The organism is Granulicatella sp. zg-ZJ (assembly GCF_010892355.1).
Classification (GTDB): domain Bacteria; phylum Bacillota; class Bacilli; order Lactobacillales; family Aerococcaceae; genus WM01.
Genome location: NZ_WNJY01000013.1, coordinates 1 through 13,823, shown reverse-complemented (window position 1 = coordinate 13,823; position 13,823 = coordinate 1). Strand labels below are relative to the sequence as shown.

Genomic DNA, 13,823 nt, shown 5'->3' with positions numbered 1-13,823 from the left:
AAGAAAATGGGTAAATATTTTGGGACAGATGGTGTTAGAGGTTTAGCAAACAGTGAGTTGACACCTGAATTAGCCTTTAAATTAGGAAGATGTGGAGGATATGTTTTATTACAGCACGCTTCACAAGAAACACACCCACGTGTATTAGTAGGAAGAGATCCTCGTATTTCAGGGCAAATGTTAGAACAAGCACTGATTTCTGGTTTATTATCAGTAGGTATTGAAGTATTGCAATTAGGTGTCATTTCAACACCTGCTGTAGCATATTTAACACGTGTGCAAAACGTTGCTGCAGGTGTGATGATTTCTGCTTCTCATAATCCAGCAGAAGATAATGGTATTAAGTTTTTTGGTTCAGACGGTTTTAAATTGTCAGACGAACAAGAACTTGAAATTGAAGCGTTACTAGATAAGCAAGAAGACACATTGCCTAGACCAAGTGCAGACGGATTAGGTACCGTAGAGCAATATCTAGAAGGTAGTATGAAGTATACACAATTTGTTGCGTCAACTATTGAAGGAGATTTATCTGGTTTACGTGTTTGTTTGGATGCTGCAAATGGAGCAACAACACCTTTAGTAGCTAATTTATTTGCTGATTTAGAAACAGAATTCTTTGTCATGGGAAATAAACCAAACGGTATTAATATAAATGATCATGTTGGTTCTACACATCCACAAGCTTTACAACAATTCGTCTTGGATAATCAAGCAGATGTTGGGTTAGCATTTGACGGAGACGGTGACCGTTTGATTGCCGTAGATGAGTTTGGACAAATTGTTGATGGCGATAAAATTATGTTTATTTGTGGTAAGTTTTTATATGAAAGAGGCTTATTAAAACAAAATACCGTTGTATCAACAGTCATGAGTAATTTAGGTTTCCATAAAGCTATTGAAGAAGCTGGTATGAACACAGTAAAAACAGCCGTTGGCGATAGATATGTCGTTGAAGCAATGCGTGCCAACGACTATAATTTAGGTGGCGAACAATCTGGGCATATTGTCTTCTTAGATTTAAATACAACTGGAGATGGTATTTTAACGGGTGTCCAATTATTAAATGTCATGAAACAAACTGGTAAAACTTTATCTGAATTAGCATCGGAAGTTGCAACATATCCACAATTATTAGTCAATATTCGTGTATCAAATAAACATGAAGCGATGTCTGTACCAGCCATTAAAGAAATTGTAGAACAAGTTGAGTCAGAAATGAATGGAGAGGGACGCATTTTAGTACGTCCGTCGGGGACTGAACCTTTATTACGTATTATGGCAGAGGCACCAACGCAGGAGCTTTGTGATGATTATGTGCACCGTATTGCAGAAGTGGTAGAAAGAGAGATTGGATTGTCAAATGAGTAGACGACATGCAAGAAAAAGTAAATTACCAATAATGATGTCTATCAGCGTTTTAGTAATCTTAAGTGGCGTTATAGCAATATGGTTTTTATGGCAAAAACCAAGTGTTAAAATGGAGCAATCAAGCCAAAGTATGTCTGAAACGACAAAAGTATCTAGCACAAACGTATCGAATACGACAACGACAGTTGCCCAAGAACAAGGTGTAACAATTGTGAATGGCATTTTAGTCGTGAATAAAAAGCACCCATTACCTAGCACGTATAATAAAGGTGAAGATCCACAAGCAAAAGCAGCATTAGAACGTTTAAAAGCGGATATGAAAGCTCAAGGATTTTCTATTTCTGACCAATATAGTGGTTTTAGAAGTTATGAATATCAACAAGAAGTATATGGTAATTATGTAAAACGTGATGGGGTAGAAATGGCAGACACCTATTCTGCACGTCCAGGGCATAGTGAACACCAATCAGGGTTGGCATTCGATATTTTAAATGGTAGCGGACAATTACTAGGTGACTCTCCAGATGATACACAAGCGGTTGAGTGGTTAGCAACACATGCACATGAATATGGTTTCATTATTCGATTTCAAAAAGGAAAAGAAGCATTCACAGGATACCAAGCTGAACCTTGGCATATTCGTTACGTGGGAGAGCAAGCTGGTGAAATTTACGAATCAGGTAAGTCTTTAGAAGAATACTTGAATGTGTCAGGTGGGAATTACGAATAATCAATAAAAAGTCTTGTTCTATATAGACGATGTCGCCTATAATAGAAACAAGGCTTTTTGTAAATAAAGATATAATATCAAGTGAATGATGTAAGGAATGAAGCATGATGAAAAAAATAGGTATTCTCCCAAAATTGATTGTACTCATGGTTTCTGTTGTGGCAGTTTCTTTATTTATGACCTCCTTGTTTATGCGTGAATACATTTATACACGCGAAAATGATGTCATTGCCGAAGAAATCAAATCAACAGCAAAATTAGTTTCAAAAAATGATAAAATAAAAAATATTATTAAATCAAGAAAACAAGATATCTTTGTTCAAGAATATGCTTTAGATGTGATGAAATTAACTCAAGTTGATTTTATTGTTGTCATGGATATTGATTTCATTCGTTATTCGCATCCGACCTCTGATTTAGTTGGAGGTGTTTTTTCAAATGTTGAAGATGCTAGTGCAACATTAACACTTGGTGATCATTATAGCGAACAAAAAGGAACGCTTGGAGAAGGTATTCGATTTTTTACGTCTATTTATGATGACGACGGTACAATTATTGGTGTTGTTTGTGTAGGCTACACTAAGAAAACTGTGTCCGCTCAAATTTGGAAAGCACAACTCCAATTATTAACAGCACTTTGTATAGGATTATTTGTTGCGGTGATTTTGGCAGTACTCTTTGCTAAATGGTTAAAAAAAGTGTTGTTAAATTTAGAACCCGAAGAAATTGCTCAATCGGTTATTGAAAAAGAACTTATTTCAGAGCATGTTACCGAAGGGATTATAGGAATAGGGCTGGATAAACGTATTATTTTTGCCAATAGTAGTGCCAATGCATTATTAAAAAAAGCCAATATCAAAGTGTCTTTAGAAGTAGGAAAAACATTACCAGAAGATTTATACGACTTGTTTTTTAAAAATGCTTTAGAAAAAGAGCTAGTTAAACACGATATGCAAATGATTGTGAATGATACAGAATTTTTAATGAATAGCAATCCTATTTATTTACATAGAAAATTATATGGAGCTGTTGTCACATTAAGGGACCAATCTGATATGCAACAACTCATTACAGAATTAAGTGGAACAGAAAAATATAATGATAGCCTAAGAGCTCAAAATCATCATTTTATGAATCAAATGCATGTTTTGCAAGGCTTGATTGATTTAGGATTATTTGATGAAGTTGAAAGCTACATTAGCTATTTAAAACAAGATTATCATGCACAAATAGGGCATATATCAGACACAATAAAAGTACCTGCTATTACTGGTTTATTGCTTGGTAAATCAAGAGAAGCAAGTCAACAACATATTACGTTTACGATTGACTCTGATTCAGCGATTGAGCAAAAAGCAGGAAGAGATACTTTATATCATGATTTAACAATTATTTTAGGTGTTCTTATTGATAATGCTATGGAAGCTGTACAATCAACCCCAACAAAAACGATTGAAGTTTATTTGATGGCTAATGATGACGAGCGTGTTGTATTATGTACCGTCACAGATACTGGAGTAGGTATTCCGGAGACATTAAAACAGATTATTTTTGAAAGAGGTTATTCAACAAAAGGGGCAAATAGAGGATATGGGTTAGAAGCTGTCGCAACAATTGTTCAAAAATATGGTGGAACGATTGATGTGATTAGTCAAGTAGATAAAGGAACACGAATAAATATTGAGTTACCAATAACGGAGGAATAAGCATGCGTATATTGATTATTGAAGATGACCCAATGGTAGCGATGATTCATCAAGAATATGTGAAACGATTAGATGAAAAATATGATGTCAAACATGTAAAAACATTAAAAGAAGCGAAACAAGAATTAGAAAACTATCTATTTGATATTGTTTTATTAGATAATTATTTACCAGATGGACAAGGGGTGTCTTTTTTAGAACATTGTAAAGGGTTAGCAGTCATCATGATTACAGCAGCTAATGATAGTATGACTGTGAAAACAGCACTTTCTAGTGGCATTGTCGATTATTTAGTAAAGCCCTTTGTGTTTGAACGGTTTTCACAAGCGATTGAAAAGGCAAAAGTGTACTGTGGTTTGTTATCTAAGGAAAAAATTAGTCAAGACAATATTGATAAATACTTTAATTTTGAAAAAGAAACAATGACATTAGATTCTCTTCCAAAAGGATTAGCAAAAATTACATTAGCAAAAGTCATTGCTCAAATTCTGACACATCAAAGTGGATTTACGACACAAGAAATTGCAGATGAATTGGATATTTCTAGAATTACCATAAAAAAATATTTGAATTATTTAGTAGACGTAGAGGCTTTATTAGAAGATGTTAATTATTTAACCTTAGGCAGACCGGTATCTATTTACACAATAAAAAACATGGATATATTAGAAAATCTATAAATTGTGTTAGGTGTCCCGCTGTTAGCAAAAACATTGATATAATGTTGTTTATAAGCTGTTGTAAATGGTTGTTTTTTAATAAATCACATTTTCATTTACATAACTTACATAAGTTTAAATACTTTTTTATAATTGAATATTCTTTCACAAATGGGTATAGTAGTTCTTGTCAGTATTATGTGAAAAAACGTACATACTAGATATATTATGATAAAGGAGTTTATTATGGAAAACGGAAATATTATTGATATATTCGTCAAAACATTAGCGACAGAAAAAATCAATACAGCTATCATTTCAAGTATTGCAATTATTTTATTAGGTTACTACTGTCGTAAAAGAAATCTTTTCTCTGAAAATACAGGTAAAGTGCTAACAAATGTTGTACTAACAGTATCATTACCAGCATTAGCTTTTAACTCATTTTTAGCAGATATTGATCAAAAGAAATTAACACAAGGTATCAACATTTTGATTTGGGGTATTTTAGTTTATATTCTATTGATTGTTGTATCAAAACCATTATTTGCGAAATTTAAAGGTGATCAACAAGATACAATGCGTGTGTTATCAATTTTTGGTTCAACAACATTCTTTGGTATCCCTATTGTTACAGCGATTTATGGTCCAACTGGAACATTATATGCATCAATTTTTAACATTGGTTATCGTATTTTCTTGTATTCTTATGGATACATTAAAATGAGTGGCTTGAAAATGACAAGCAAAAACATTAAAACAATGTTCTTAAATCCAATCGTTATTGCGACATTCTTAGGTTTATTTATTTGGTTATTCCAAGCGTATTTACCACAAGTAGCAGTGGCTGTGAAAGATGCAAAAACAGGCGAAATGGTTATGAAAAACTACGCATTCTTACGTTTTGACCACACATTGCCACAATTTAAACAAATTTTAACATATTTAGCAGGTTTATGTTCTCCACTAGCATGGTTGGCTATCGGTTCAACTTTAGGTTCAGTAGACTTCAAAGAAGCTTTAGCAGACAAACCAACATGGTACTACACTCTTGTTAAATTGATGATTATTCCTGCACTTAACGTTGCTATTTTAGCTGTATTAACAATGACAGGTATTCTACCAGTTGACTTGACAGCTTTAGGTACAGTTGTTGTCATGATGGCAACACCACCAGCAACAGTAGCAGCAGCTTATGCAATTAGCTTTGATAAAGATGCGGTATTAGCTTCAAACGCTTCTTTATTAGCAACATTAGGAGCTGTTGTATTAACACCAATCTGGATTGTTATTGTACAACTTATTGGTTCAACAGGTTTATTTAAATAAAGTATGTGAAAAAAGTATTTTGAAGCTCTTGCTTTTGAAATACTTTTTTTTCAATCACAAAATGATATAATAGACAATGCGAGGGATTAAAAAATTCGCATTATTAACGATTTGAAATTAAAGGAGAATAATTATGGCATTTAAAGTAGTATGTTATGGCGTACGTCCAAATGAAGTACCTTATTTTGAAAAATTAAATAAATACAACTATGATTTAGTATTAGTTGAAGACTTATTAACAGCAAACAATGCAGAAGAGGCAAAAGGTATGGATGCTGTGATTTTACGTGGGAACTGTTTAGGTAACCGTGCAAACTTAGAAAAATTTGCAAGTTATGGTATTAAATACGTATTTACACGTACTGTTGGATTTAACCATATTGATTTACAAGCAGCTGCAGATTTAGGATTAAAAGTTGCACGTGTACCAGGTTATTCACCAAATGCTATTGCAGAATTAGCTTTAACATTAGCTATGTCATTATTGCGTCATGTGTCACATACTGTTAATAAAACATCAAACTATGATTTCCGTGTGGATAGTACAATGTTCAGTAAAGAAATCCGTAACTGTAAAGTGGGTATTATCGGAACAGGTAAAATTGGTTTAACAGAAGCATCATTATTTAAAGGCTTGGGTGCAGACGTTTATGGATATGATGTATTCCAAAGTGATGCTGCAAAACAAGTGGTTAAATTTGTTGAATTAGATGAATTATTAAACCAATGTGATATTGTAAGTATTCATGTGCCATATTTCCCAGGACAAAACGACAATATGGTAAATGCAGAATTTATTTCAAAAATGAAAGACGGTGCTATTTTAATCAATACAGCCCGTGGCGAATTACAAGACAACAAAGCGATTTTAGAAGCTTTGAAATCTGGTAAATTAGACGGATTTGGAACGGACGTATTCGCTGATGAAGCACGATTCTTCTTCAAATCATTTGAAAACGGAAGCGATATTCCAGATGAAACAGTTCGTGAGTTAGTTGATATGTATCCACGTGTGTTAGTAACACCACACGTTGGTTCAAACACAGACGAAGCATTATCAAATATGATTGAAATCAGTTTTGATAACTTAAATGATGTGTTAACAAAAGGTGAAACAGTAAACGCTGTTCAATTACCTGAAGCAAAATAATCAAAAAAGCAAAAACAGAAAAACCATTCTTACAAATGCAAGAATGGTTTTTCTGTTTTTATCTATTTTTAGGAGCTCTTTTTAATGAGCGCTGATTGTTTTATCCAAAGAAATTTCAATAAAATAAGAGCAAGTTAACACTTCAAGACGCTTGTCATCTTTTGTCGTTTTGAATAATTTATTTAAAACAAAATCAATTTCAGATTCTTTAATTTTTCGTTGTTTATTGATAATCACAAGATTATTGTGTTTTTTTGCTTCTGTATAAATAACAGTTGTTTGACCAAGTGAATAAATTTCAACCAATTGTGCATCGGTATGTGCTAATTGTTCATTGACAAGTTGAGGATGACTATTGGTAATGTTAACAAGCCTCATAAAAAACACCTCTTTTATTTTATATAATTCTATTATATACTAAAATGTGAAAATATAAAGGTTTTTTGTGAAATCGGGTGGAAAAATGTATGATTTTTTTGAAAATTTAAGGCATCAAACAATTTTATCCTCTGTTCCTTTTCAACAAGAACATCTTTTATATGCTGTTACAGCTAAAGAACAAGAAAAAGTGATTGGGACAGGGGTTATAGGACGTAATCCCTATCATCCTTATTGTGATGAGATATTTATCTTTGTTGAAAATGCACATAGAAGAAAAGGTGTTGGTACATCATTATTGAAGCGTTTGGAAAAGTATTCTTCACAAACATTAAAATGTTCGGTGTATTCTGATGAAGATGTCGCTGTTTCGTTTTTACAAAAAAATGGGTTTAAACGCAGACGGCAATGTTTTGAATATGACACATCGCTAGCCTTGTTATGTTTAAGTCCAAAGGTTGATATTGTATCATGTGGTTCTGCCATTCCTGCTATTTTATTAGAACAACTTTACATAGATTATAGTAAAAATCATGAGCAAGTAAGTCCTATGAGCAATCTAATAACGAAACAAGACTGGTACGATGTATTTCTTAAAGATGTAACGACCCACTACTGTTATTATACTCTTGACACATCAGCCTATGTGATTGCTGAACAGGTAGATGAAAAAACCATTGCCATTTGTTATATAGGCGGAACATTAAGCAAACCAGATATGCTTGATTTTATTGAAACTGTCTTATACACATACCAACAAACATTCGATGTACTATTTGTTGAAATAGATAGTACTGATATGCGTGCTTTATTATTGCAACAATTTGTCGGATATTCCACGCAACCGAGCTATGATGCATATTTAAAAAATACTAAAAATAAAGTATAATAGAAAAGATTTGAGTGAATAGAAGAAATAGGAGAAGAAAATGAGTTTAACGAGTGAAATACAAAAACGTCGCACATTTGCCATTATATCGCATCCAGATGCAGGGAAAACGACGATTACTGAACAATTACTACTATACGGTGGAGCGATTCGTCAAGCCGGAACAGTTAAAGGAAAGAAAACAGGAAAATTTGCTAAGTCTGACTGGATGGAGATTGAAAAGCAACGTGGTATTTCTGTGACAAGTTCTGTCATGCAAGTGGATTATGACGGAAAACGCGTTAATATTGTCGATACACCAGGGCACGAAGATTTTTCGGAAGATACGTACCGTACGTTAATGGCTGTGGACAGCGCCGTTATGGTTATTGATTCGGCTAAAGGGATTGAACCACAAACAAAAAAACTATTTAAAGTTTGCCGTATGAGAGGTATTCCGATTTTTACATTTATCAATAAATTAGACCGTGACGGGCATGAACCATTAGAATTAGTTGCTGAATTAGAAGATGTCTTAGGCATACACGCCTATCCAATGAACTGGCCAATGGGAATGGGGAAAAACTTTTTAGGATTGTATGACCGCTACAATAAACGTGTCGAGCTTACTCATCCAGAAGAAAATGGAGGCAATGATTATTTACCACTGAATGATAGTGGTGAAGTTGACGGTGACTATACATTCAAAACATCATCTATTTATGATCAAGCATTAGAGGATATTTTATTATTAGATGAAGCAGGAAATGCCTTTTCTAAGGAAGCTATCGAACAAGGTGAATTAACACCTGTATTTTTTGGATCAGCCTTAACAGGTTTTGGCGTTCAAACATTCTTAGATGCATATGTTGACTTTGCACCAGAACCTCAACCAACAAAAACGGAGATAGGAGATGCTGTTAAGCCAAATACACCTGAATTTACAGGATTTATTTTTAAAATCCAAGCGAATATGAATCCTGCTCACCGCGATAGAATAGCATTCGTACGTATTTGTTCAGGGGAATTTACACCAGGAATGGATGTTGTGGTGAATCGTACCAATAAAAAAATGAAACTATCGCATACAACACAATTTATGGCAGACTCTAGAGAAACAGTCCAAACAGCTGTTGCAGGTGATATTATTGGTCTATACGATACAGGAAATTTCCAAATTGGAGATACCATTTATACAGGTAAAAAGGCAGTGCAATTTGAAGCCTTACCACAATTTACACCAGAAATTTTTATGAAAGTAACAGCTAAAAATGTCATGAAACAAAAATCATTCCATAAAGGTGTTGAACAGCTCGTTCAAGAAGGAGCTATTCAATTATACAAAACTTATCATACAGAAGATTATATTTTAGGAGCAGTTGGGCAATTACAATTTGAAGTGTTCCAATATCGCTTATTAAATGAATATAATTCCGAAGTAGTCATGACACCAATGGGAAATAAAATTGCAAGATGGATTAAAGAGGAAGACTTAGATCCAAATATGTCATCGAGTCGGAATTTACTAGCAAGGGATAGATTTGGAAATCCAGTATTTTTATTTGAAAATAGTTTTGCAGAACGTTGGTTTATAGATAAATATCCAGATATTGAATTGATGACATTATTATAATAACAAGAAAGTACACATTGATTTGTGTACTTTTTTGTTATTTTTAGCAATAAAAAGAGAAATTCCGTATTATTTTTTTTTGAAAAGTGCTTTTTTTATTGAAAAACCATTTTCATTCGGGGGGGGGTATGGTATAATTCGGTTAATGTTTATTTTACGAATAAAAGGTAAGTGAAAATAAAGATTCTATATAGTAAGAAAGGATACGACAAGTCGTTTATGAAAAAAAAGAAAATTTATGATGGAGAATTTGTTGAAACAGACCGTGTCACGCGTTTTGCATTGCATAAATCAGGCAAAAACTGGATTCGAATTGCTCTATCAAAAATAGGGTTGTTTAGGCTGTTTCGTGGTGCCAAAGCAGAAGTACTAGTGGATACTACGTCCTTAGAAATTGATGAATTAGACACACAAAAAACAAATGCCAATTTATTAAAAGGGCTAACTACAGCTGGTGCTTTACTTGGTGGAACTGCCATTGTGACATCAACACAAGCATACGCCCAAGATGATACAACTTATATCGAAAAAGTAGCTGAAACAGAAAATGTTATTGCGAATAAAGAGAAAGTTGTATTAACAACAGAAAAGAATACGGAAGATAGTGCATCTTCTGAAAAAGATGCATCATTGTCTGATTCTGAAAGTGTATCATTATCTCAAAGTACCTCAGAATCACTAAGTACATCTGATTCTGAAGTGATAGCTCACTCAGAAGTACTCTTAAATGAGAAAGATACAACATTAACGGAAACTGCCAATAATGAATTAGTAGACATTCGTCCTGCCATGTTTCGTTCTGCACTTCAAGGGCAACCAATCCCTGCTGGAACATCATTTAGAACAGGTGAAACTGTCGATAGTAAAAGCTTATCATTAAGCACAAGCGAAAGCTTGTCAACAAGTCAGTCATTAAGCACAAGTGAAAGCTTGTCAACAAGTCAATCACTAAGCACAAGCGAAAGCTTGTCAACAAGTGAGTCATTAAGTACAAGTGAAAGCTTATCGACAAGTCAATCCTTAAGTACAAGTGAAAGCTTGTCAACAAGCCAATCATTGAGCACAAGCGAAAGCTTGTCAACAAGTGAGTCATTAAGTACAAGTGAAAGCTTGTCAACAAGTGAATCCTTAAGTACAAGTGAAAGCTTATCAACAAGTCAGTCATTAAGCACAAGTGAAAGCTTGTCAACAAGTGAGTCACTAAGTACAAGTGAAAGCTTATCAACGAGTGAGTCATTGAGTACAAGTGAAAGCCTATCAACAAGTCAATCCTTAAGTACAAGTGAAAGCTTGTCAACAAGTCAGTCACTAAGTACAAGTGAAAGCTTATCAACAAGTCAGTCATTGAGCACAAGTGAAAGCTTATCGACAAGTCAATCACTAAGCACAAGTGAAAGCTTGTCAACAAGCCAATCCTTAAGTACAAGTGAAAGCTTATCGACAAGTCAATCCTTAAGTACAAGTGAAAGCTTATCAACAAGCCAATCCTTAAGTACAAGTGAAAGCTTGTCAACAAGCCAATCCTTAAGTACAAGTGAAAGCTTGTCAACAAGTCAATCCTTAAGTACAAGTGAAAGCTTATCGACAAGTCAATCACTAAGCACAAGTGAAAGCTTGTCAACAAGCCAATCCTTAAGTACAAGTGAAAGCTTATCGACAAGTCAATCCTTAAGTACAAGTGAAAGCTTGTCAACAAGTCAGTCATTAAGCACAAGTGAAAGCTTATCGACAAGTCAATCCTTAAGTACAAGTGAAAGCTTATCGACAAGTCAATCACTAAGCACAAGTGAAAGCTTGTCAACAAGCCAATCCTTAAGTACAAGTGAAAGCTTGTCAACAAGTCAGTCATTAAGCACAAGTGAAAGCTTATCAACAAGTGAGTCATTGAGTACAAGTGAAAGCTTGTCAACAAGCCAATCCTTAAGTACAAGTGAAAGCTTATCGACAAGTCAATCCTTAAGTACAAGTGAAAGCTTATCGACAAGTCAATCCTTAAGTACAAGTGAAAGCTTATCGACAAGTCAATCACTAAGCACAAGTGAAAGCTTGTCAACAAGCCAATCCTTAAGTACAAGTGAAAGCTTGTCAACAAGTCAATCCTTAAGTACAAGCGAAAGCCTATCAACAAGTCAATCCTTAAGTACAAGTGAAAGCCTATCAACAAGTGAGTCACTAAGTACAAGCGAAAGCTTATCAACAAGTGAGTCATTGAGTACAAGTGAAAGCCTATCAACAAGTCAATCCTTAAGTACAAGTGAAAGCTTGTCAACAAGTGAGTCACTAAGTACAAGCGAAAGCCTATCAACAAGTGAGTCATTAAGCACAAGTGAAAGCTTATCGACAAGTGAATCCTTAAGTACAAGCGAAAGCCTATCAACAAGTGAGTCATTGAGTACAAGTGAAAGCTTATCAACAAGTGAGTCATTGAGTACAAGTGAAAGCTTATCAACAAGTGAGTCACTAAGCACAAGTGAAAGCTTATCAACAAGTGAATCCTTAAGTACAAGTGAAAGCTTATCGACAAGTCAATCCTTAAGTACAAGTGAAAGCTTGTCAACGAGTGAGTCATTGAGCACAAGTGAAAGCTTGTCAACAAGCCAATCCTTAAGTACAAGTGAAAGCTTATCAACGAGTGAGTCATTGAGTACAAGTGAAAGCCTATCAACAAGTGAGTCACTAAGTACAAGTGAAAGCCTATCAACAAGTGAGTCATTAAGCACAAGCGAAAGCTTATCGACGAGTGAGTCATTGAGTACAAGTGAAAGCCTATCAACAAGTGAGTCATTGAGTACAAGTGAAAGCCTATCAACAAGTCAATCACTAAGCACAAGCGAAAGCTTGTCAACAAGTGAGTCATTGAGTACAAGTGAAAGCCTATCAACAAGTGAGTCACTAAGTACAAGCGAAAGCTTATCGACAAGTGAGTCATTGAGTACAAGTGAAAGCCTATCAACAAGTCAATCCTTAAGTACAAGTGAAAGCTTGTCAACAAGTGAGTCACTAAGTACAAGCGAAAGCCTATCAACAAGTGAGTCATTAAGTACAAGCGAAAGCTTATCAACAAGTCAATCCTTAAGTACAAGTGAAAGCCTATCAACAAGTGAGTCACTAAGTACAAGCGAAAGCTTATCAACAAGTGAGTCATTGAGTACAAGTGAAAGCCTATCAACAAGTCAATCCTTAAGTACAAGTGAAAGCTTGTCAACAAGTGAGTCACTAAGTACAAGCGAAAGCCTATCAACAAGTGAGTCATTAAGCACAAGTGAAAGCTTATCGACAAGTGAATCCTTAAGTACAAGCGAAAGCCTATCAACAAGTGAGTCATTGAGTACAAGTGAAAGCTTATCAACAAGTGAGTCATTGAGTACAAGTGAAAGCTTATCAACAAGTGAGTCACTAAGCACAAGTGAAAGCTTATCAACAAGTGAATCCTTAAGTACAAGTGAAAGCTTATCGACAAGTCAATCCTTAAGTACAAGTGAAAGCTTGTCAACGAGTGAGTCATTGAGCACAAGTGAAAGCTTGTCAACAAGCCAATCCTTAAGTACAAGTGAAAGCTTATCAACGAGTGAGTCATTGAGTACAAGTGAAAGCCTATCAACAAGTGAGTCACTAAGTACAAGTGAAAGCCTATCAACAAGTGAGTCATTAAGCACAAGCGAAAGCTTATCGACGAGTGAGTCATTGAGTACAAGTGAAAGCCTATCAACAAGTGAGTCATTGAGTACAAGTGAAAGCCTATCAACAAGTCAATCACTAAGCACAAGCGAAAGCTTGTCAACAAGTGAGTCATTGAGTACAAGTGAAAGCCTATCAACAAGTGAGTCACTAAGTACAAGCGAAAGCTTATCGACAAGTGAGTCATTGAGTACAAGTGAAAGCCTATCAACAAGTCAATCCTTAAGTACAAGTGAAAGCTTGTCAACAAGTGAGTCACTAAGTACAAGCGAAAGCCTATCAACAAGTGAGTCATTAAGTACAAGCGAAAGCTTATCAACAAGT

General features: G+C 34.7%; 10 protein-coding genes. 9 read left to right on the top strand and 1 reads right to left on the bottom strand.

All coding sequences use genetic code 11. From position 1 onward, the window contains the following. Positions 1-6: 6 nt before the first annotated feature. The 6 genes from glmM (at position 7) to GMA11_RS04920 (ending at position 6,942) form a co-directional block, all read left to right on the top strand. On the top strand, positions 7-1,368 hold the full coding sequence (glmM, locus tag GMA11_RS04945; protein WP_163546115.1) for a phosphoglucosamine mutase: 1,362 nt from the start codon (positions 7-9) through the stop codon (positions 1,366-1,368). Then, a complete protein-coding gene (locus tag GMA11_RS04940) occupies positions 1,361-2,098 on the top strand; it encodes a M15 family metallopeptidase (protein WP_240332475.1) in 738 nt (245 codons plus the stop codon). The genes glmM and GMA11_RS04940 overlap by 8 nt, the downstream gene beginning before the upstream one ends. Before the next feature lie 104 nt (positions 2,099-2,202). Next, entirely contained in the window at positions 2,203-3,804 is a 1,602-nt protein-coding gene (locus GMA11_RS04935) for an ATP-binding protein (RefSeq protein WP_163546114.1), read from the top strand. A gap of 2 nt (positions 3,805-3,806) precedes the next feature. Beyond that, positions 3,807-4,484: a response regulator gene (locus GMA11_RS04930; protein WP_163546113.1), complete on the top strand. Its 678-nt coding sequence runs from the start codon at positions 3,807-3,809 to the stop codon at positions 4,482-4,484. A gap of 225 nt (positions 4,485-4,709) precedes the next feature. Further along, the gene (locus GMA11_RS04925; RefSeq protein ID WP_163546112.1) at positions 4,710-5,792 is read left to right on the top strand and encodes an AEC family transporter; all 1,083 of its coding nucleotides are present in this window, start codon (positions 4,710-4,712) and stop codon (positions 5,790-5,792) included. 133 nt (positions 5,793-5,925) lie between these two features. After that, on the top strand, positions 5,926-6,942 hold the full coding sequence (locus tag GMA11_RS04920; RefSeq protein WP_163546111.1) for a 2-hydroxyacid dehydrogenase: 1,017 nt from the start codon (positions 5,926-5,928) through the stop codon (positions 6,940-6,942). Between the two features lie 81 nt (positions 6,943-7,023). Here the strand turns inward: GMA11_RS04920 and GMA11_RS04915 are convergent, their stop codons facing one another. Then, the gene (locus tag GMA11_RS04915) at positions 7,024-7,320 is read right to left on the bottom strand and encodes a DUF1827 family protein (protein ID WP_163546110.1); all 297 of its coding nucleotides are present in this window, start codon (positions 7,318-7,320) and stop codon (positions 7,024-7,026) included. 85 nt (positions 7,321-7,405) lie between these two features. Between GMA11_RS04915 and GMA11_RS04910 the strand changes: the two genes are divergently transcribed. From GMA11_RS04910 to GMA11_RS04900, 3 genes are all read left to right on the top strand, one after another. Further along, positions 7,406-8,209, top strand: coding sequence for a GNAT family N-acetyltransferase (locus GMA11_RS04910; protein WP_163546109.1), 804 nt, complete (start codon positions 7,406-7,408; stop codon positions 8,207-8,209). Positions 8,210-8,249: 40 nt separating this feature from the next. Beyond that, a complete protein-coding gene (locus GMA11_RS04905) occupies positions 8,250-9,821 on the top strand; it encodes a peptide chain release factor 3 (protein WP_163546108.1) in 1,572 nt (523 codons plus the stop codon). A 219-nt stretch (positions 9,822-10,040) separates the two neighbouring features. Continuing rightward, positions 10,041-13,823: accessory Sec-dependent serine-rich glycoprotein adhesin (locus GMA11_RS04900; protein WP_163546107.1), on the top strand; the 3,783-nt coding region annotated here is incomplete at its 3' end.